The 18,917-nt window shown below is 68.5% G+C and carries 19 protein-coding genes, 1 tRNA gene and 1 pseudogene; 7 read left to right on the top strand and 14 right to left on the bottom strand.

Annotated elements, in window-relative coordinates:
- Positions 1-18 precede the first annotated feature (18 nt).
- The 4 genes from BMZ69_RS00335 to BMZ69_RS00320 form a co-directional block, all read right to left on the bottom strand.
- Positions 19-1,209 carry a pyridoxal phosphate-dependent aminotransferase gene (locus BMZ69_RS00335; RefSeq protein WP_092154551.1) on the bottom strand — a complete coding sequence of 397 codons (1,191 nt, stop codon included), beginning with the start codon at positions 1,207-1,209 and terminating at the stop codon, positions 19-21.
- Between the two features lie 64 nt (positions 1,210-1,273).
- On the bottom strand, positions 1,274-1,840 hold the full coding sequence (locus BMZ69_RS00330) for an ImmA/IrrE family metallo-endopeptidase (protein WP_092153658.1): 567 nt from the start codon (positions 1,838-1,840) through the stop codon (positions 1,274-1,276).
- Positions 1,841-1,901: 61 nt separating this feature from the next.
- The gene (locus tag BMZ69_RS00325) at positions 1,902-2,870 is read right to left on the bottom strand and encodes a Gfo/Idh/MocA family protein (protein WP_092153656.1); all 969 of its coding nucleotides are present in this window, start codon (positions 2,868-2,870) and stop codon (positions 1,902-1,904) included.
- Positions 2,871-2,927: 57 nt separating this feature from the next.
- Positions 2,928-4,154, bottom strand: coding sequence for a GGDEF domain-containing protein (locus BMZ69_RS00320; protein WP_139218941.1), 1,227 nt, complete (start codon positions 4,152-4,154; stop codon positions 2,928-2,930).
- A gap of 175 nt (positions 4,155-4,329) precedes the next feature.
- On the opposite strand from BMZ69_RS00320, the gene BMZ69_RS00315 reads away from it, so the two are divergent.
- Complete coding sequence (locus tag BMZ69_RS00315; RefSeq protein WP_092153652.1) at positions 4,330-5,244, top strand: MerR family transcriptional regulator; 915 nt, start codon at positions 4,330-4,332, stop codon at positions 5,242-5,244.
- Positions 5,245-5,250: 6 nt separating this feature from the next.
- Here BMZ69_RS00315 and BMZ69_RS00310 read toward each other — a convergent pair whose 3' ends face one another.
- Entirely contained in the window at positions 5,251-5,718 is a 468-nt protein-coding gene (locus tag BMZ69_RS00310) for a DUF2214 domain-containing protein (RefSeq protein WP_092153650.1), read from the bottom strand.
- Positions 5,719-5,724: 6 nt separating this feature from the next.
- Positions 5,725-6,114, bottom strand: coding sequence for a DUF6152 family protein (locus BMZ69_RS00305; RefSeq protein WP_092153648.1), 390 nt, complete (start codon positions 6,112-6,114; stop codon positions 5,725-5,727).
- 161 nt (positions 6,115-6,275) lie between these two features.
- Here BMZ69_RS00305 and tenA point away from each other — a divergent pair, with 161 nt between their 5' ends.
- The 6 genes from tenA (at position 6,276) to selD (ending at position 11,676) form a co-directional block, all read left to right on the top strand.
- Complete coding sequence (tenA, locus tag BMZ69_RS00300; protein ID WP_092154549.1) at positions 6,276-6,950, top strand: thiaminase II; 675 nt, start codon at positions 6,276-6,278, stop codon at positions 6,948-6,950.
- A gap of 109 nt (positions 6,951-7,059) precedes the next feature.
- A complete protein-coding gene (locus BMZ69_RS00295) occupies positions 7,060-7,326 on the top strand; it encodes a heavy-metal-associated domain-containing protein (RefSeq protein ID WP_092153646.1) in 267 nt (88 codons plus the stop codon).
- Positions 7,327-7,786: 460 nt separating this feature from the next.
- A complete protein-coding gene (locus BMZ69_RS00290; protein ID WP_280142057.1) occupies positions 7,787-8,290 on the top strand; it encodes a TlpA disulfide reductase family protein in 504 nt (167 codons plus the stop codon).
- Positions 8,287-9,384 carry a transglutaminase-like domain-containing protein gene (locus BMZ69_RS00285; protein WP_092153644.1) on the top strand — a complete coding sequence of 366 codons (1,098 nt, stop codon included), beginning with the start codon at positions 8,287-8,289 and terminating at the stop codon, positions 9,382-9,384. The genes BMZ69_RS00290 and BMZ69_RS00285 overlap by 4 nt, the downstream gene beginning before the upstream one ends.
- Positions 9,385-9,437: 53 nt before the next feature.
- Complete coding sequence (locus BMZ69_RS00280; RefSeq protein ID WP_092153642.1) at positions 9,438-10,583, top strand: cysteine desulfurase family protein; 1,146 nt, start codon at positions 9,438-9,440, stop codon at positions 10,581-10,583.
- A 16-nt stretch (positions 10,584-10,599) separates the two neighbouring features.
- Complete coding sequence (gene selD / locus BMZ69_RS00275) at positions 10,600-11,676, top strand: selenide, water dikinase SelD (protein ID WP_092153640.1); 1,077 nt, start codon at positions 10,600-10,602, stop codon at positions 11,674-11,676.
- A 9-nt stretch (positions 11,677-11,685) separates the two neighbouring features.
- Here the strand turns inward: selD and BMZ69_RS00270 are convergent, their stop codons facing one another.
- The 8 genes and pseudogenes from BMZ69_RS00270 to fdxH all read right to left on the bottom strand — a co-directional run bounded on the left by BMZ69_RS00270 (position 11,686) and on the right by fdxH (position 18,913).
- Positions 11,686-12,063: a hypothetical protein gene (locus tag BMZ69_RS00270; RefSeq protein ID WP_092153638.1), complete on the bottom strand. Its 378-nt coding sequence runs from the start codon at positions 12,061-12,063 to the stop codon at positions 11,686-11,688.
- Positions 12,064-12,139: 76 nt separating this feature from the next.
- Positions 12,140-12,235: transfer RNA gene (locus BMZ69_RS31455), tRNA-Sec, on the bottom strand.
- Positions 12,236-12,343: 108 nt separating this feature from the next.
- Positions 12,344-14,158, bottom strand: a pseudogene (selB, locus tag BMZ69_RS00265) (selenocysteine-specific translation elongation factor); the annotation flags it as partial.
- A 4-nt stretch (positions 14,159-14,162) separates the two neighbouring features.
- Positions 14,163-14,906 (bottom strand): tetratricopeptide repeat protein, encoded by a 744-nt coding sequence (locus tag BMZ69_RS00260; protein ID WP_092153634.1) that lies wholly within the window; start codon positions 14,904-14,906, stop codon positions 14,163-14,165.
- Positions 14,893-16,299: an L-seryl-tRNA(Sec) selenium transferase gene (gene selA, locus BMZ69_RS00255; protein WP_092153632.1), complete on the bottom strand. Its 1,407-nt coding sequence runs from the start codon at positions 16,297-16,299 to the stop codon at positions 14,893-14,895. Before selA ends, BMZ69_RS00260 begins: the two co-directional genes overlap by 14 nt.
- A 25-nt stretch (positions 16,300-16,324) precedes the next feature.
- Entirely contained in the window at positions 16,325-17,245 is a 921-nt protein-coding gene (fdhE, locus tag BMZ69_RS00250) for a formate dehydrogenase accessory protein FdhE (protein WP_092153630.1), read from the bottom strand.
- Positions 17,246-17,316: 71 nt separating this feature from the next.
- On the bottom strand, positions 17,317-18,012 hold the full coding sequence (locus BMZ69_RS00245) for a formate dehydrogenase subunit gamma (protein ID WP_092154545.1): 696 nt from the start codon (positions 18,010-18,012) through the stop codon (positions 17,317-17,319).
- The gene (gene fdxH / locus BMZ69_RS00240) at positions 17,996-18,913 is read right to left on the bottom strand and encodes a formate dehydrogenase subunit beta (RefSeq protein WP_092153627.1); all 918 of its coding nucleotides are present in this window, start codon (positions 18,911-18,913) and stop codon (positions 17,996-17,998) included. The genes BMZ69_RS00245 and fdxH overlap by 17 nt, the downstream gene beginning before the upstream one ends.
- Positions 18,914-18,917: the final 4 nt, after the last annotated feature.

Below are 18,917 nucleotides of genomic sequence, written 5' to 3'. Positions count from 1 at the left end.
CCTTGGCAAGCGCCCGCTTCAGCGCGCCTTCAGCCAGCGCCCCAGGCGCGCCACCGCCTCTTCGCATTCGGCGAGCGAGCCGGCGAAGGAGAGCCGCACCGTCCGCGCGCCGCGCTCCTCATCGAAATCGAGCCCGGGCGTGATCGCGACACCGGCATTTTCCAGAACATCCCGGCAGAAGCTCATGGAATCGTTCGAATATCGGCCGATGTCGAGATAGATGTAGAAGGCGCCGTCGACGGGCAGGAAGTCGCCGAGGCCGATCTCCGGCAGCGCCTTCAGCAGATAGGCGCGGTTCTCCGCATAGCCGGCCTTGATCGCCTCGCATTCCTGGATCGCGTCGAAGGCCGCCTCGCCCGCCACCTGGCTGAGCATCGGCACCGAGATCGAGAAATTCTGCTGCAGCCGCTCGATCACCCGCACGAGCCGCTCCGGCACCACCAGCCAGCCGACGCGCCAGCCGGTCATGCAATAGTATTTCGAGAAGGAGTTGACGATGATCGCGTCCGGATCGGCGGCGAGCGCCGTCGTCGCCGGCCGTTCATAGGTCAGGCCGTGATAGATCTCGTCCGAGATGTACCAGAGCCCGAGCCGCCGGCACTCGGCCGCCACCGCCGCGATCGCTTCGGGCGCCATCACTACGCCCGTCGGATTGGCAGGGCTCATCGTCAGCACGCCGGCGAGCGGCTTTTCGGCATGGGCCCTGGCGATCAGCTCCGGCGTCAGCGCATAGCGCGTCTCCGGCCCGACCGGGATAGCCACCGGCTCCAGTCCGAGCGCGATCAGGATGTTGCGATAGGCCGGATAGCCCGGAGCCGTGATCGCGATGCGCGCGCCCGGCTCGAAGCAGGCGAGGAAACTCAGGATGAAGCCGCCGGAGGAGCCGGTCGTCACGACCACCCGCTCGGCCGGCACCTCGACACCGTAGGTGTCGCGATAATGCCGCGCGATCCTCGCCCGGAGCGATCCGATGCCGAGCGCCTGGGTATAGCCGATGCGACCGTCCTCCAGCGCCCGCGCCGCAGCCGCCCGGATGCTGGCCGGCGTCGCCGCCGAAGGCTGGCCGACTTCCATGTGCACGACCGAGCCGCCGCGCCGTTCGATCGCCTCGGCCGCATTCATCACGTCCATGACGATGAAGGGCGAGACGCCTTGCGCCCGCCGGGCGGGCTTCGGCGCCGGCGGCAGGCCGGGAACGGCGATGGTCATGGCAGCCTCGATGATCGTCACGTTGCCCGAGCCATGCCCTGCGGGCGCGCCGACCGCAAGCGGCTCAGAGGTCGAGCATAGCCTGCCGCAATGGCAGGGTCTGTGCGCTTTCGCCCGAGCGCAGCTCGCTATGACGCACGATCGCAGCGCTCATGCTGACCCGGTAGCGCTGGCTCAGCGCGGTCGCGTCGAGCCGGCGCACCGCCGGCGTATCCGGGATCAGGAAGGCGGCCGCATAGCGCCGTGCCTGATATTCCATCGAGCGCAGCTTGGCCGAGACCCTCTCGGCTCGTCCGCCGGCCGGTCCCCGGTTCAGATTGCCTTCATGGCCGAGCAGCGCGTGGCCGACCTCGTGCGCCACCGTCATCAGCGCCCTGCCCTCGCCGCGCTCGGCAGCCCGGAACACGGCCTCCGGGATCAGCAGCCTCCTGGCTTGTGAATCCCACTGCGCCTCGGCCCCGCCGAGCGAGCCGTCCGGTACGCGCTCATGCAAGAATTCGGGATAGCGTGCCTTGAGCCTGGCCAGCAGCGCCAGGACCTCGACGGCTTCGTCGTCATGAAAGCCGAGCCCGCGCCGGTGAGCCAGCGCGCGGGCGTCGATCTGCGCATCGGTGAGGAAGGCATGGCGCATCGGCAGGCCTCCTGAGCCCGCCGATCATAGCCCTCCTGCCATGTCGCCTCAATGAAGGCGTCTAGCTGGCGAGAATCGCCTCGACGATCTCCTGGACGTTCAACGCCTCCTCCAGCGTCGCCAGCTGATGCGGCTCGCCGTGGGCCAGCTTGGCGACGCCTTCGAGCTGCCGTTTCAGCGCGACGGGCCGCGCCTCGAGCTGGGTCAGGGCATCGGGCGCGCGCTGCCAGGAGCCGTCCGGCTGGCGCTGCTCGGCCAGCGACCAGTCGCAGAGCCTGATCGCGCCGCCCTCGCCTTCCAGCATCCAGATATTGTGGTCGTCCTTCTGTGTCGTGCCGACGCTGCCGGTCAGTGTCACCGGGATGTCGCCGGCCAGCAGGCGCGCCTCGATCCGGCGCTCCGACCTGTCGGCCTCCGGGAACGAGACGCTCGCTTGCAGGCCATGCAACGTCCCGCCGAGGCGGCGGCTCAGGAACAGGAAATGCGAGACGACCTCGCGGGTGAAGCCGCCTTGCTCGCGTCGATCGAGCCAACCTGCCGCATCGGCCTGCCAGGAGCGCGGCCAGGTGGCGAAGGCGACCTCGATCACGATCCGCCGGCTGCCGCCGACCGTCCCGGCCGCAACCCAGTCCTGCAACTGCGAGACGGCAGGCGAGGAGGCGAAGGGAAAGTTGACCGCGCCGCGCCCGCCCGCCTCGGTGACGAAGGCACGGGAATCGGCGACGTCGATCGCGAGCGGTTTCTCGCAGAACACGCTCTTGCCGGTAGCGAGCGCTGCGCGGGCATGGCCGAGATGGGAGGCCGGCGGCGAGGCGACGTAGACGCAATCGCTCGCCGCGATCACCGCAGCGGGATTCCGCATCCGGGCGACCTGCGGCAGCTCGCCGGCGATGCGCGCCATTGCCTCGGCGGACGGGTCCCAGATCCCGGCGGCACGCACGAGCTCCGGCGATTGCGCCAGGATCGCGCGCAGCATGCGCTCGCCCATGATGCCGGCGCCGATCAGGCCGATGGAAACGGGTGCGGACATGGGGATGCTCTCATCACGGCGGAAGCAAGCCGCATAGCAGCTCTGGAGCGGGCCGGGCTAGCCCGCCCGACGCGTGCGGTTCTCGCCGAGCTCAACGCGGTTCCGACCCGAGCTTTTGCCAGCGTAGAGCGCGGCATCGGCGCGGCGATAGAGCTCGGCCGCCGTCTCCTGGCCGTCGAAGCCGGCGGCCCCCATGCTCACCGTGATGTATTGCGCCGTCGGCGAGGCGGCGTGCTCGATCCTGAGCTCGGCGATCGCCTGCGCGACCCGCTGCAGCCGTTCCTGAGCCTTCTCGGGCGAGGCATCGTAGAGCAGGAGGCCGAACTCCTCGCCGCCGAGCCGCCCGACCATGTCCATCGGCGGGCGCAGCTTGCTGTCGATGGCGCGGGCGATCAGCGCCAGAGCGATGTCGCCGGCCTGATGGCCATAGCGGTCGTTGTAGCGCTTGAAATGGTCGACATCGAGCACGGCGAACACGACCGGCGCCCGGTCGCGCCGCGCCTGCAGCAGCGCCATGGCGACATGCTCCTCGAAGCCGCGCCGGTTGGCGATGCCGGTCAACGCATCCGACATCGCCCGGCTGTGCAGCATGCGCCGCAGCAGGAACTGGTCGCGCTCGGCCCGCTCGCGCAGCCAGGCACCGACGGCGCTGACGAAGACGGCGAAGAACAACAGAACCGAGAGCCGGCCGTGCTCGGCCAGCTGCGCCGGCGCGAGCATGACGAAGCCGAGCACGGTGGTGAACACCGCGATCAGCAGGGCGATGCCGAGGCTCTGGAAGAAGGTCAGGCCGACCGGCAGGAACACGGCAGCGATGATCACCAATTGTGCGATGTCCGCCTGCGGCAGGCCGCGCAGCTTGTACATGTTGGCGATGAAGGCACAGGTCACCCCGATCAGCGCCAGCGCCAGCATGGTGAGGTGGTGATAGGCGTGGGCCTGCCGGTTGCGGCGCACGACCCAGACCAGCTGCAGGATCACCGCGAGCGTCCCCAGTCTCAGCGCGATGGCGAGCTCGACCGAGACATCGCCGTCGCCGATCGTGGCGAGATTCTCGAGCCGGGTGAGGTCGAGCCCGATGAAGGTCAGCCAGATGCCGAGCGCCGTGACGAGGCAGACCAGCGTGCTGCGGCGCTGATCGGCGCGCATATGCTGGCGGAACTCGCGTTCCAGTTCCGGTTCGAAACCGAGTCCGTCGACCTGGCGCGGCCCCGCGGCCGCGCTTGGCGCGTCGCTCGCCGGTTCGGCGTGCCTGGAGATCGGGTCGTGGCGTGGGGCGTGCACGCGCAGGAGAATGGCCGCGACTGGCTAACGCCGCTTTGACGCATTGCCACAGACACACAGTTTTTGTCGGACAGGGTTTCCTTGTCCTTTTCGAGGTCTCTCGCATTCGAACGATCGCAAGATCGGGTCTCGGGCCGCTTGACCCTCCATCTGGTGGAGGCGCTACCAGACCGCCATGACCGACCAGCGCTACACCATCGGCGAACTGTCCCGCCTCTGCGGCGTGCCCGTACGGCGCATCCGCTTCTATTCCGACAAGGGGCTGCTGCCGCCGGCGACCCGCACCATGGCGAACTATCGCGTCTATTCCGATGCCGATGCGGCGCGCCTCGACCTGATCCAGGCGCTGCGCGTCATGGGTGTCGGCCTCGCCGCGATCCGGGGCATCCTCGCCCGCAAGAGCTCGCTCGCCGAGCTCCTGCAACTGCGCCTCTCGGCCCTCGAAGCCGAGATCGCCGGCAAGCGCCTGATCGCCGCGACCCTGCGCGCCGCCCTGCGCCATCCCGAACCCACCGCCGACGACCTCAGGAGACTCTGGACCATGACCAGCCTGTCCAATGCCGACATGCGCGCCCTGACCGAACGCTTCTACGACGAGGTCACCGGCGACAGGATGAACCCGGAATGGAAGCAGAAGGCGATCGCGGCCGGCGCGCCCGAACTGCCTGATGACCCAACCCCGGAGCAGATCGACGCCTTCGCCGAGCTCAGAGCGATGCTTTCAGACGAAGCCGCCATCGCCCAGGCCAAGGCCGATGCCGAGCTGATGTGGACGCCCGACTTCGACCCCGCCGCCTATCACGCCGCCGCCGAGCGCATCTTCGCCGAGGCTCGCAAGGCGATGACGGCGGGCGAAGCCCCCGACTCGCAAACCGGCAGCGCCATCGCCCGCAATTGGCTCGACGCTTCGGCCAGGGCGATGAAGCGCGAGCCAGATGACTCCTTCCGCACCTGGCATCTCGACCAGTATCGCCGTCATCACGACCGCTCGCTGCGCTACCAGCAGCTGCTCGCGACCCTGCGCGGAGAGGATGCGCCCGGCCGCGAATGGTGGTGGATCAACCAGGCTATGACGGCGCTCGTGGTCTGAAGGCCTTCACAGGAAGCCGATCCAGCGCCCGGCGACCAGAACGCAGAGCCAGAGGGAGGCGGAGAGCACGGCCAGGACGCGACCGCGCAAGCCGATCTCTCCCCCCGCCAGCGCCGGCTTCAGCCCTCGATGCTGGAGCGCGATATTGCCCAGCGCCAAGGCAAGCAGGCCGAGCTTGATCAGGAAGGCGGTGTTGCCGAGATACTCGGCCGGCTTCACGGTGAACAGCCAGAAGCCCGTCGCTGATGCGAGCGCCAGCCCGCAGGCGGCCGTGCGGATCAGGATCGGGCCGACCAGCGGCAGCGCCGAGGCGCGCAGCACGCCCGCCAACCTCAGATCCAGCGGCAGGATCGCGCCGAGCAGCAGGCCGATGCCGAGGATGTGCGCGGCGTTGACGAAAAGATAAGCCGTACCGGAGCGCTGCAGCAGTATCGCTCCTGGCCAGCCGCCGAGCCAGTCTACGAGAGCAGACATCGGCGCTCAGTTGGTCTTGATCCGCTCCGGATACATATCGTAATTCTTGCCGCCGATGGTGATGCGCACCGCCTTCATCTGCTTCTTGCTGGCATCCTGATGGCGATTGCCGAGCACGGTGACGGCATCGCCGACCTTCGCGGTGTCGCCGGTGAAATTGGCCCGCGCCGTCTGGCTGGGATTGCCGAGATCGATCTGCCAGAGGACGCCGTCCGTGGCCGCGACCTGCAGCGTCGGATGCGGCGGCGCCATCGAGATCGCGCGGATCGTGCCCTTGAGCTCGCTCTGCTCGTCGACGGCCCAGCCCCAGCCATGATGCGCCAGGGCCGGCAAAGCGAGAATGGACACGGCCGCGCCACAGAGCAGAACCCGTCGGCCGATCGCGGAATTGGTCATCGTCGAACTCTCCCGGTTGCACGAACGAGCGGAGGCTAGCCCGGCTCATGGCCGCTGTCGCGGCAGCGACGGATCAAACCTGCGTCATCCGCGACGCGCCAAATGGGGATAGTTTGCGCTATGACTGCCGCGCGAATCCGATCCGGAGGGAGGCTCAGGCCGTGGACATCTTCGACAGGTTGAAGGCCGCCGCGGCAGCCGATTGGACGTCCTATGTCGAGCACGATTTCGTGCGCCAGATGGGTGATGGCTCGCTGCCCGAGGCCGCCTTCCGGACCTATCTCGTCCAGGATTATCTCTTCCTGATCCAATTCGCCCGCGCCTATGCGCTGGCGACCTACAAGAGCCGCACTCTCGCCGACATGCGCGCCGCCAAGGCCGGGCTCGCAACGATCCTCGACGTCGAGATGGAGCTCCATGTCCGGCTCTGTGAGCGTTGGGGTCTCTCGGCGGCACAGCTGGAAGCCACGCCCGAGCATCGGGCGACGGTCGCCTATACCCGCTTCGTGCTCGACTGCGGCGTCTCCGGCGACCTGCTCGATCTGCATGTCGCGCTCGCCCCCTGTGTCGTCGGCTATGCCGAGATCGCCGATCGTCTCGCCCGCGCTCTCGGGCCGGCGCTCGCGAATCATCCCTATCGCGACTGGATCGGCGAATACGCCGCAGCGCCTTATCAGCAGGTCGCCCACGATGCCCGCCGTCATCTCGACTCCCTCGCCGCCCGCGCCATGACCGAAGCGCGCTTTTCCGAGCTTGCCGCCCTGTTCGGGCAGGCTGCGCGATTGGAGGCCGATTTCTGGCAGATGGGATTGGAGGGCGCGCAAGCCCGACGCTGAAGCCGTCCAGTCCGAGCTGAAAGAACGCACGCAGAGAAAAAGCCGCTTGACCTTACCACGGTGGGAAGGAGCATGCTCCTGCCATCGCCTTCGAAAGGACCAAGCCGAGATGTGCTCTTGCCAGCCGCATTCGACCTCGACCGCAGAGACGGCCGTTCCGAGCTCCGACGCACTGGCCTTTCAGGTCGAGGACATGACCTGCGGCCATTGCGCCGGCACGATCAAAACCGCGATCGAGACGAAACTGCCCGGAACCAGCGTGACCGCCGATCCCGGCTCCAAGCAGGTGAGTGTGCGAGGCTCGTCCGACTTCGCCGCGATCCAGTCGGCCGTCATCGCAGCCGGCTACACGCCGGGCCCGGGGCGGATCGGCTGAGGCCACATGCCGGCCTGCATGCCCCGGCCGCCCTGCCGAGTTCGGGCAGGCCAGATCGCGAAGGCCTCATTCGGCTGCTCCAGCCTGACCCTGCCGAAATGGGTAACGCGCACGCAGGCCGGGAGGATCGCCGGTCGTCTCGACCATCGCACCGAAATCGAGGCCTGCCGGGCTGAGCCCGATCTTGCGCTGGACATTGCGGAACTGCGCCTCGGCCAAGACAGCGGCGCAACAGCTTTCGTTCCTAGCATCGAGAGACGATCGATCTCTGGGTGTCGCGACACCATAGCGCCCGCGCAGCGCTGCCCCGTTTCTCTCAAAAGTAGAAATTGACGCCTCGCCGCCCTTGCTCGCATGATGCGGCGTGGTCGCCGTCACGGCTCCCGAGTTTCGGGGCGCTCATCGACTGAATTCCGGGCTTGCGCTGTTTCGGCGGACCCTGTCGGTCGCCTTTTGGCTTGTGATCGCCAGCGATCCCGCCGCCGCCGATGCATTCAGGCCATGGGGCGCCGAGGCGCCACCAGTGCTCGCGCTCGATCAACTCGACGGGCCCGGAATCGATCTGGCCGACTTGCGCGGCAATCCTGTCATCGTCCACTTCTTCGCGACCTGGTGCGCCCCCTGCATCGAGGAGATGGCCTCGCTCAACGCCCTCGCTGCGACGGCAAAGGGCAACCCGGCCATCCTCGCCGTCAATGTCGGCGAGATCGACGCGCGCCTGCGCAACTTCTTCCGCCAGCGCCCCGTCGCCTTTCCCATCCTGCTCGATCGCGATCGCGGCGCGATGAAGGCCTGGAAGGTCGAGGCCCTGCCGACCAGCTTCGTGCTCGACCGCGATCTCAAGCCTGCGTTGAAGACCGAAGAACCGCTCGACTGGGCGAGCCCGCCGGTCGCGGCAGCACTCGCGGTCTTGTCGTCTTCACAGCCAAGAAACGACCAGAGGGAAAAGGAGACGCCGCAATGATCAATCGTCGCGACATGTTGAAGACCGGCGCCGCCGCAGCGGCCGCCCTCGCCGTCCCGCGCCTCGCCGCCGCGCAGGATGCCCCCTTTGCGCCGAAGCCCGGCGCCTGGCGCGATTTTTCGGTGGCGACCCGCCTCGATCTGTCGGCGAACGGCAAGGCCCAGGCCTGGATTCCTCTGCCCTCGCTGCGCGAGGACGAGTGGATCAAGCCCGGCAAGAACAGCTGGGAGACCAATGCGGTCTCGGCCGAGGTGGTGCGCGATCCGAAATACGGCGCCGAGCTGCTGCACGTCGTCTTCAAGGATGGCGAGACCGCGCCGAGCGTCGAGGTCCGCAGCCAGTTCTCGCTGCGCGATCGCGCCGAGGATCTCGGCACGAAGAGTGCCGTGCCGGCCTTGAGCGCCGCCGACCGTAAGCTCTATCTCGAGGCGACCGAGCTGATGCCGACCGATGGCATCGTCAAGGAGACCGCCGAGAAGGCCGCCACCGGCAAGGCTGGTGATCTCGACCGGGCCCGGGCGATCTATGGATGGGTCGTCGCCAACACCTTCCGCGACGCCAGGACGCGCGGCTGCGGCACCGGCGACGTCGCCTCGATGCTGCGGACCGGCAATCTCGGCGGCAAATGCGCTGATCTCAACGCGCTCTATGTCGCCCTGGTGCGCAGCGTCGGCATCCCGGCCCGCGACATCTACGGCATCCGCGTCGCGCCCTCGAAATTCGGCTACAAGAGCCTCGGGGCCGGCTCGGAGGTCATCACCAAGGCGCAGCACTGCCGGGCCGAGATCTGGCTCGACGGTTACGGTTGGGTCGCGACCGACCCGGCCGATGTCCGCAAGGTCGTGCTGGAGGAACCGCCCGGCAACAACGCGGCCGACAATCCCAGGGTCATGGCGGCGCGGCAGGCGCTGTTCGGCGCCTGGGAGGGCAACTGGCTCGGCTATAATGTCGCGCACGACCTCGTCCTGCCGGGTTCGAAGCACAAGGTCGGCTTCCTGATGTATCCGCAGGCGGAGGTCGCGGGAGCGCTGCTCGACTGCCTTGATCCCAATACCTTCAAATACACGATCAAGTCGGCCGAACTGACGGCCTGAACCCGATCGCGGAGCGAAGGCGTCGCCTCGCCCCGTTCTTGAGAGGATTTTCGATGCGGCCGGTCTATCTCGACTATAACGCCACGACACCGGTCGCGCCCGAGGTCCTCGCGGCGATGATGCCGTTCCTGACCGGCGGCTTCGGCAATCCCTCCTCCAGCCATGCGCTCGGCCGCCAGGCGCATGCGGCGGTCGAGCGCGCGCGGGCCGAGGTCGCCGGGCTGATCGGCGCGGAGGCAGACGAAATCCTGTTCACCGGCGGCGGGACGGAGGCCAACAATCTTGCGATCCGCGGTACGCTCGCCTCCGGCGACAACCGCGCCGTCGTCACCACCGCGATCGAACACCCGGCGACAGAGGAGTGTTGCCGCCTGCATGAGGCCGCCGGGCGCCTCGTCCGCCGCGTTGCTGCCGGCCCCGACGGAGTCGTCCGCACCGCGGACATAGCGGAGGCGATCGCCCAGGGCGCCGGGCTCGTCACGGTCATCCTCGCCCAGAACGAGATCGGCACCTTGCAACCGGTCGCCGAGATATCCGCCCTCGCCCGCTCCGCCGGCGCCCTGGTCCATACCGATGCGGCGCAGGCCGTCGGCAAGCTGCCCGTCGACGTGCACGAGCTGGGCGTCGATCTCCTGTCGATCGCCGGCCACAAGCTCAACGCCCCGAAAGGGATCGGCGCCTTGTTCATACGGCGTGGTGTCACCGTCAGGCCGCTGCTCGTCGGCGGTGGGCAGGAGCGCGGCATCCGGCCCGGCACCGAGAATGTCCCCTACATCGCCGGCCTGGGCGCCGCCTGCGCCTTGGCCGGCGAGCGCTTGACGCATCGGCGCGGCATGCTCGCGGCCTTGAGCCAAAGGCTGCTGACCGGCCTGCGCGAGGCGGTGCCCGGGCTGGTGCTCGTCGGCGATCCCGAGCGCCGGCTACCGAACACGCTGAACGTCCTCTTCCCCGGCGTGTCCGGCCGGCGCCTGCTCGAAACCTGCCCCGCGGTGATGGCCTCGGTCGGCTCGGCCTGCCATGCCGACAGCGAGGAACCCTCCGCCATCCTGACCGAGCTCGGCTTCGAGCGTGCGGCCGCCCTCGGCGTCGTCAGGCTGTCGCTCGGCTGGGACAGCACGGCCGAGGACATCGACACCGCGATTACGGAGCTTGCCGGCGCCTGGCGCTCGCTCGCGTCGGTGCGGCAGAGCGCCGCTTAATATGGAGACCAGAGAGATGAGCGACACGATCGAGCTCGACGCCCCGCAGCGCGCCGCCGCGCCACGCCTGACCAGCCTGGCCCATGGCGGCGGCTGCGGCTGCAAGCTCGCGCCCTCCGTGCTGCAGCAATTGCTCGCCGATCACCCGGCTGCCGGCCCCTACAAGCAACTGCTCGTCGGCACCGAGACCGGCGACGACGCCGCCGTCTGGCAGGTCGACGACGAGACCTGCGTCGTTGCGACCACCGATTTCTTCATGCCCATGGTCGATGATCCCCATGATTTCGGCCGCATCGCCGCGACCAACGCGATCTCCGACGTCTATGCCATGGGCGGCACGCCGATCATGGCGCTCGCCATCCTCGGCATGCCGCTCGACAAGCTGCCGATCGAGGTGACCCGCGAGATCCTGAAGGGCGGCGCCTCGATTTGCGCCGAGGCGGGCATCCCCGTCGCCGGCGGCCATTCGATCGATGCGCCCGAGCCGATCTACGGCCTTGCCGTCATCGGATTGCTGAAGCCGAAGAACCTGCGGCGCAACAGCGGGGCAAAGCCGGGCGATGCGCTGATCCTGACCAAGGCGCTCGGCGTCGGCATCTATTCGGCCGCCTTCAAGAAGGAGCAATTGTCGCCGCAAGCCTATGACGAGATGATCGCGTCCGTGACGCTGCTCAACCGGGTCGGCGCCGAGCTCGCGAGGGATCCCGATGTGCACGCGATCACCGACGTCACCGGCTTCGGCATCCTCGGCCACGGGCTCGAAATGGCGCGCGGCTCCGATGCAACACTGAAACTGCGACTGGCCGATCTGCCATTCCTGTCGCAGGCCGAGCGATTGGCTCGCGAGGGCCGCGTCACCGGCGCCTCGCATCGCAACTGGGCAAGCTATGGCGATGGCGTCGATCTGCCGGCCGGCCTGCCGGACTGGCAGCGCCACCTCCTGACCGATCCGCAGACCTCCGGCGGGCTGCTGGTCTCCTGCGCAGAGGAGCGGGCAGCCGAGCTGCTCGCGCGAATCCAGGCGGCCGGCTACCCGTCGGCGCGGATCATCGGCTCGGTCGAAGCCGGCGCAGGGCGTGTGGTCGTGGGATGACGTGACGCCTCACGCCTCCGCGACCTCCAGTCGTCGACCCCAGACGTCGAAGAACTCGCCCTTGTTGAGCACGAGCCGGTCCTGATCCAGCGCCGCCTCGAGTTCACGCAGCCGGGCCCGCGCCAGATCGTCCGGTACGAGCCCGCCATCCTCGCGCGTCGGGAAAAAGGCGGCGCCGTCCCAGCTGACGCCGGCGCCGCGCAGCAGCAGCACGATGTCGCCCCAGTCGAGCTCGTCGCCGACGACATGGACGAAGGTCGAGCGCAGCGGCTCCAGCTTCGGCTCGGCGATCCGGACGAGCACGATCAGTGCGGTGAAGTGCCCCTTGCGGAGCATCTTCCCGAGCCAGCGCTCGAAATCCGTGCCCAGCCCCTTAGGCTTCGACACGCAGGTTCTCCGGAATGGAGCGCTCGAACAGCGCGCAGGTTTCGCTGCCGGTCTGCGTCATGGCTCCTCAGTGAACTGGCGGAAGAGAATGGGAGTCGAACCCACCAGAGACCGTCTGACGGCCCCTCCCGGATTTGAAGTCCGGACGCCCCACCGGGGACGCTTCTCCTCCAGCTGGTGCATCGGGCCGCGGCCCGAACAAATCGAGCCGTTGCCGGTTGATGCGCCTGAGATCGCCGCGGCGGATGGTGACGCCGTGGCGATCGAAGAACTCCAGGATCTGGATCGCGACCTTGCGGCCATTGTCGAGCCTGTCGCGGAACTGCGCGGCGTTGAAGCCGGCGGCATCGGCGGCTGCGAGCTCGGCCGCGATACCGACCATCTCGGAAACCGTATCGCGCAGGAAGAAGTGGTCAAGCGCGACCTCGTGTACATCGCCGCGCCGGCCGGCGAGGCGGAAGAGCCGGCGGATATCCTCCTCGCGGCGGCCAAGCAGCTGGCCGATATCGCGCACGCGCGGCGGCCGGAAGCGCTCGCCGGCTCCGATCAATGGCGCGATGCAGCTCCAGAGCGCCTCGTCCTCCGGCGTCAGCCTGATCTCGTGCTCGGGCCGCCTGATCCAGGAGCCGATGACGACCAGCTCGCCAGCCGCCGCGAGCTGGGTCAGCGCGGCGCGGAACAAGGCGGCAGGCAGGCGCGGCTGGAGCGAGAGCCGCAACCGCTCCAGACCTATGCCCTGCTGGTCGGGGTTTTCGGCGTGATAGGCCTTCAGTGTCTGGGCCAGCGCCTGCCAGAAGCGCTGCCAGACCTCCGGCAGCATGGTGGCGGCGCCGATTCGCACCAGTCCCAGCTGCGCGGCTAGTGCTTCGGCCTGTCCAGGGCCGAGGGCACGGTCGCGGGCGAAGGCGTCAAGATCGGCATGATGCGGCGGCGCATCAAGCAGAGCACGCAGCGCCTCGGCGTGGTCGTTGCTCGCGAGGGCGGCAAGCTGCGCCCGCCGCTCCGGGCTGCGACGCTTTCGCTCCGGTGCGCGAAGATCGAGAAAGCGGCCGCCGCCGAGCGTGCGCGAGGCGCTGGTGTCGCGCAGCACGAACCGGTCGAGCGCGGCAGCCGCGATCGGCGTCTCCAGAGCGAGCTGGACCAGCCCGGTCGTGCCGGGCGCGACCTCGTCGCCGAGCAGGACGATGCGCGCGCCGGTCTCGCTGGCGCCATGGTGCAGTCGCACCGGTTGCCACATCGCAAGCGGCTTCCTCTCAGAGGCGAGGACCGTCAGCTCAGCGTCGATCCGTGTCGTCGGCGCGTGCAGAGCGGGCGAGACGATCATGTGCCCGCGCAGGATCGCATCCTTCGAGACGTCGGGACCAGCGAGGTTCAGCGCGCAGCGATCGCCCGCCGCACCGCGTTCGGCCGGACGGTTCTGCGCATGGATCGAGCGCACGCGCGCGGCGATGCCGGAGGGCGAGATCGTGACGCTATCGCCAACCGAGGCGCTGCCGGAGAGCACGGTGCCGGTGACGACCGTGCCGGCGCCGGGTAGCGTAAAGCAGCGGTCAACAGCGAGCCGAAAGGCGCCGTCGCTGCGGCGCAGCTGCGCCGCTTGGGCATGCTCTCGCAGCAACTGCGCGAGATCTTCGATTCCGCCGCCCGTGACCGTCGAAACCGGCAGGATCGGCGAATCGGCAAAGGGCGTTCCCGCCAGGAGCGTCTCGACCTCTCCCTGCGCCTCGATCAGACGCTCGTCCTCGACCAGGTCCGCCTTAGTCAACGCCACCACCGCCCGCTCGATCCCGAGCAGGCGGGCGATGTCGAGATGCTCGCGCGTCTGCGGCATCACCCCGTCATCGGCCGCGACCACCAGCAGCAGCAGGTCGATCCCGGAGGCGCCGGCGAGCATGGTGTGGACGAGCTTCTCATGGCCGGGCACGTCGATGAAGCCGACGATGCGGCCATCGGCCAGCGGCCAATAGGCGAAGCCGAGCGCGATGGTGATGCCGCGCTCCTTCTCCTCCTTCAGGCGGTCGGTGTCGACGCCGGTCAGCCGCCGCACCAGCGAGGTCTTGCCGTGGTCGATATGGCCGGCCGTGCCGATGATCATCGCCTCAGGCCTCCGCCGGAGCGACGGCGGCGCGCGCGGCCTTGACGAAGGGCGCGGCGAGCAGGCTGCCATTGCTTTCGGCCTCGAGCAGCAGCGCGAGCGCGCGGGCCGGATCCTTGTCGACCCCCTGCCCCAGCAAGGTGGCGGCGCCGAGCATCGCCATGGCGTCGGCATCGCCCGCCTCAGTGCCACGCCGCCACCATTGCGCCGCCAGTGCGGCATCGCGTTCCACGCCGAGCGCATCGTGATGGATCATACCGAGCCGGGTCATGCTGGTGGCGATGCCGGCCTCGGCCGCCGCTTGCGCCCAGCGCAGCGCCTCCGGCCGATCGGCCTCCAGCCCGGTTTCGAGCAGCATCCAGGACAGCATGTCCTGCGCCGGCGCGTCGCCCTGCTCAGCCGCGAGGCGATAGAGCCGCATCGCCTCGCCATTGTCCTGCTCGACGCCCTCGCCCTTGAAATACAGCGTCGCGAGATTGCGCTGGCCAACCGGGTCGCCGTGCTCAGCCGAGAGCGTCAGCCAGCGCAGAGCGAGCGCCGGATCACGCTCGACCCCGAGACCTTCGGCGAAGCAGGCGCCGACATTGTTCTGGGCGCGGGCGACGCCGGCATGGGCGAGCGGTCCCCAGATCGCCAGCGCGGCCGCATGATCGCCGTGCTCGACCGCCGCGGCCGCCTCGGCCATCGCGACGCCGATATCGGCGGGCACCGCTTCGTCCTTGCCGAGCAGGCGGTCAAGCCAGCGCATGATGCGTTCCAGGCTTCAACTGACCCAACTGACTGGCGAAGACCGCCTCGTCCTCCAGGCAGCGCAGATCGAACAGCAGCGCCCCTTGCGAGATGCGGCCGATCACCGGCAGAGGCAGGGCGCGGAAGGCTGCGGCCAGCCCTTCGACGGCGGAGCCGGACGCCTTGCCGGAAGGCTTCAGCGATAGCCCCGCGCTCGGCAGCGTCTCCAGCGGCAGCGCGCCGGAGCCGATCTGGCTGGAGCAGTCGACGATCGCGGCGGTCCAGTCGGTCCCTACGGCTGCCGAGAGCGCCGGCAGCAGGCGCTCGGCCAAGGCGCGCAGCTCGGCAGCCGAACGGGTGAACAAGCGCAGCGTCGGCAGGCGCTGGGCCAGCCGATCGGGATCGCGATAGAGCTTCAGGGTCGCTTCGAGCGCCGCCAATCTCAGCTTGTCGAGCCTGAGCGCCCGCTTCAGCGGATTCTTGGCGAGCTTTGCTATGAGATCCTTCCGGCCGGCGACGATGCCGGCCTGGGGACCACCGAGCAGCTTGTCGCCGGAGAAGGTGACGAGATCGGCGCCGCCCTTCAACGCGTCCTGTACCGTCTTCTCATGGCGCAGGCCCCAGCGGGCGAAGTCGACCAATGTGCCGGAGCCGAGATCGTCGACGAAGGGAAGCCCATGTTCGCGGGCAAGCTTGGCGAGCTCGACCGGCTCGACCTCGGCGGTGAAGCCCTGGACGAGATAGTTGGAGGTGTGGACCTTCATCAGCAGCCCGGTCTGCGGGCCGATCGCCTCGGCATAATCGCGCAGATGGGTGCGATTGGTGGTGCCGACCTCGCGCAGCACCGCCCCGGCGCGCGCCATGATGTCGGGCATGCGGAAGGCGCCGCCGATCTCGATCAATTCGCCGCGCGAGACGACCGCTTCGCGCTCCCTGGCGAGGGTGTTGAGCACGAGCAGCACGGCCGAGGCGTTGTTGTTGACGAGGACGGCGTCCTCGGCCCCGGTCAATTCGCGGATCAGGCCGCGCACATGCGCGTCGCGCTCGCCGCGCTGGCCGGCCGCGATCTCGTATTCGAGATTGGTCGGCGCCCGCATCGCCGCGACGACGGCCTCGATCGCCTCCTCGGCCAGGAGCGCACGGCCGAGATTGGTGTGCAGCACGGTGCCGGTGAGGTTGATGACCGGGCGCTGCGAGGGTCGCTCCCGCTCCTCCAGGCTCGCCAGCGCCCGCTCGGCGATGGCCTCGACCGGAACCGCCGCCACGCCCTCGTCCCGGCGCAGGCGCTCCAGCACCTGCCGCACCGCGCCGGTCGCGGCCTGGCGGCCATGGCGGGCGATCGCCAGCTCGCAATGCGGGCTGCGCAGCACCTCGTCGACCGATGGCGGGCGAAAGCGTTCGGGTCTGTTCATCGGCTCCCTCCGGGAGACAGGATGGTCAATATCCCAGCAGGAACGGATTCACGCCGGCGCGCCGCCAGCCGGCTTCAGAGACGAGGATGTCGAGCCCCAGGCTCGCGACATCGTCGGCAACCGGCTCCAGCTCAGGATCCTTTCGCTGGTTCAGGATTTTCACATAGGTTCTGCACTCGTCGCAGGTCTCGGCCTTGATCGTGTCGGCGATGCCCTCGATCGCCTGATAGTGGATGCCCTTGGTCGAGCCGCAGGAGACGCATTTCACCCGGACATGGTTCCATTGCGCGGCGCAAAGCGAGCACTGGACGTAGCGCACCCCATCGATGTCGACCGTGGCGATGACCGCACTCGTCACCGGCGGGCCGCCGCAGCAGGGGCAGACGCCGTCGGCGACGGGTTGCGGCAGCAGCGCATCGAGCCCCGCCGTCCGCTTGGCCGCGACGACCTGAAGCGCCGCCGCCGCGAAGATGTGGTCGGCGACGGTCTCGGCCGGCACCGCATCGCTGAGCACGGCCGCGAACATGACACGCCGGGCCTCCTCGTCCGCAGCCCTGGCGCGGCCGAGCGCCTCGCGCGCCAGCTCGGGCATCGCGACCTCGTCCATCAGCGCCATCAGCCGCGTGAAGCAGGCGGCGGCAGCTTCGTCCTCGGCCAGCTCTTCGCGCGGCACGACAGGCATTGCATTCGCGGCGCGGCGTCGCTGCTCGTCGAGCGAAGGCAGCGACGGTGTATCGACCTCGCCCGCCAGCCTGTCCTGCGCCTGCGACAGCGCCGCGAGCAAGCGCAGATAGGGTTCGAGCTGGTGGCCGGACGCAAGCGCACTGAAGCGCATGGCGCGCAGGCCGAAGAGCGATCGCGGCTCGGGCAGACGCAGGAAGGGCGGCTTGTCACGCTCGGCGATGCCGACATCCTCGAATGTCGCAAAGCCCTGGTCTTCACTCATCAGGCACAGACCTTCCGAACCACACGGGTCACGTCGGGAAGCAAGGCGGCCTTGGCCGCCCTGCGATTGCTCTACTCGGCCGGGCGCGCGTTGTGGCCGCGCGGCGGTGTCTGGCGCTCGTCGATCACGCCCTCGCGCGCTTCGCCGCGCAGCCAGAGCCGATGATGACGATAGGCCCAGCCGCCGGTGACCTTGCCCTCGGTCATCGCGCTCATCGTGCCGCGGACATAGAAGCCGGCATAGATGTGGACGATCACGACGAGCAGCATCGCGATAGCCGCCAGCGCGTGCACGATATGGCCGAGGCGCTGCTGCTCGATGGTGAAGCTGGCGCCGAAATGCTCGTACCAGATCACGATCCCGCTCACGAACAGGACGATGATCAGCAAGGTCATCGACCAGAAGACGAGCTTCTGCGCACCGTTGTACTTGCCGATTTCCGGCAAGTTCTCCTCACGGCCCGACATCACGTCGCCGATCTGGCGCATCCATTGTGTATCGACCTTCGCCCAGAAATTGTAGCGCACCATCTGGATGAACAGGATGGTGAAGCTCGCCAGCAGCACGACGCCGAGCCAGGGATGCAGCCAGCGCGTGTTCGAGCCGCCACCGAAGAAGCTGCTCAGGAAGAACAGCGAGGGGTGGAACAGCGCCGCCCCGCTGATCGTGAGCAGGATCAGCGAGATCGCGGTGACCCAATGATTCACACGGACCCGGCCGGGATAGCGGTCGACGGTCGTGCGCGCTTCTTCACGCCTTACGGCCACGGGCGGCCTCCTCGTCGATCAGATGCTCGGCCTCGCGGTCTTCGGCGCGGCTGACATCGTTGCGCCTCGCCACGGTCGCATGGACGAAGGCGAAGGCGGCGGCGAAGCCGACCGCAGCCATGCCGGCATATTTGGTCAGCCCCTTCCACAGCTCGACCACCTGGCTGATCCGCGGATTCTGCGGCAGGCCGGCATAGAGCTGCGGCTGGTCGGCATGATGCAGCACATACATCACATGGGTGCCGCCGACGCCGGGCGGGTCGTAGATGCCGGCGTTCTTGAAGCCGCGCGACCTGAGATCGACGAGCCGCGTCTGGGCGTGGTCGAGCATCGCCTTCTTGGTGCCGAACACGATCGCGCCGGTCGGGCAGGCCTTGGCGCAGGCCGGCGCCTGTCCGACCGAGACACGGTCGGAGCAGAGCGTGCACTTATAGGCCTTGTGGTCGGCCTGGCTGATGCGCGGGATGTTGAAGGGGCAGCCCTTCACGCAATAGCCGCAGCCGATGCAGTTCTCCGAGACGAAGTCGACGATGCCGTTGTTGTACTGGACGATCGCGCCCGGCGAGGGGCAGGCCTTGAGGCAGCCCGGATCGGCGCAATGCATGCAGCCATCCTTGCGGATCAGCCATTCGAGATTGCCGCTCTGCGGGTTCTCCCATTCGGTGAACCGCATCAGCGTCCAGGTGTTCGGCGTCAGGTCGTGCGGGTTGTCGTAGACGCCCCGGTTGATCCCGATCTCCTCGCGCAGATTGTTCCACTCGAGGCAGGCCGACTGGCAGGCCTTGCAGCCGATGCATTTGGAGACATCGATGAGTTTCGCCACCTCGAAATCGTGGCGGACATCCGGCGGCCGGAAATTGGTGGCCGAGATGCGGGCGAAGTCCTGACTCTGCAATCCCATCGCC

The organism is Allobosea sp. CRIB-10, assembly GCF_900112185.1.
GTDB lineage: Bacteria > Pseudomonadota > Alphaproteobacteria > Rhizobiales > Beijerinckiaceae > Allobosea.
Note: the sequence above shows the minus strand (reverse complement) of the source record. Positions and strands in the feature narration are given on the sequence as shown.

What these genes read in the sequence shown, in the direction of transcription:
- BMZ69_RS00335 (WP_092154551.1), bottom strand. Translation starts at nt 1,209, where the DNA reads ATGACCATCGCCGTTCCCGGCCTGCCGCCGGCGCCGAAGCCCGCCCGG.
- BMZ69_RS00330 (WP_092153658.1), bottom strand. Translation starts at nt 1,840, where the DNA reads ATGCGCCATGCCTTCCTCACCGATGCGCAGATCGACGCCCGCGCGCTG.
- BMZ69_RS00325 (WP_092153656.1), bottom strand. Translation starts at nt 2,870, where the DNA reads ATGTCCGCACCCGTTTCCATCGGCCTGATCGGCGCCGGCATCATGGGC.
- BMZ69_RS00315 (WP_092153652.1), top strand. Translation starts at nt 4,330, where the DNA reads ATGACCGACCAGCGCTACACCATCGGCGAACTGTCCCGCCTCTGCGGC.
- BMZ69_RS00310 (WP_092153650.1), bottom strand. Translation starts at nt 5,718, where the DNA reads ATGTCTGCTCTCGTAGACTGGCTCGGCGGCTGGCCAGGAGCGATACTG.
- BMZ69_RS00305 (WP_092153648.1), bottom strand. Translation starts at nt 6,114, where the DNA reads ATGACCAATTCCGCGATCGGCCGACGGGTTCTGCTCTGTGGCGCGGCC.
- BMZ69_RS00295 (WP_092153646.1), top strand. Translation starts at nt 7,060, where the DNA reads ATGTGCTCTTGCCAGCCGCATTCGACCTCGACCGCAGAGACGGCCGTT.
- BMZ69_RS00285 (WP_092153644.1), top strand. Translation starts at nt 8,287, where the DNA reads ATGATCAATCGTCGCGACATGTTGAAGACCGGCGCCGCCGCAGCGGCC.
- BMZ69_RS00280 (WP_092153642.1), top strand. Translation starts at nt 9,438, where the DNA reads ATGCGGCCGGTCTATCTCGACTATAACGCCACGACACCGGTCGCGCCC.
- selD (WP_092153640.1), top strand. Translation starts at nt 10,600, where the DNA reads ATGAGCGACACGATCGAGCTCGACGCCCCGCAGCGCGCCGCCGCGCCA.
- BMZ69_RS00260 (WP_092153634.1), bottom strand. Translation starts at nt 14,906, where the DNA reads ATGCGCTGGCTTGACCGCCTGCTCGGCAAGGACGAAGCGGTGCCCGCC.
- selA (WP_092153632.1), bottom strand. Translation starts at nt 16,299, where the DNA reads ATGAACAGACCCGAACGCTTTCGCCCGCCATCGGTCGACGAGGTGCTG.
- fdhE (WP_092153630.1), bottom strand. Translation starts at nt 17,245, where the DNA reads ATGAGTGAAGACCAGGGCTTTGCGACATTCGAGGATGTCGGCATCGCC.
- fdxH (WP_092153627.1), bottom strand. Translation starts at nt 18,913, where the DNA reads ATGGGATTGCAGAGTCAGGACTTCGCCCGCATCTCGGCCACCAATTTC.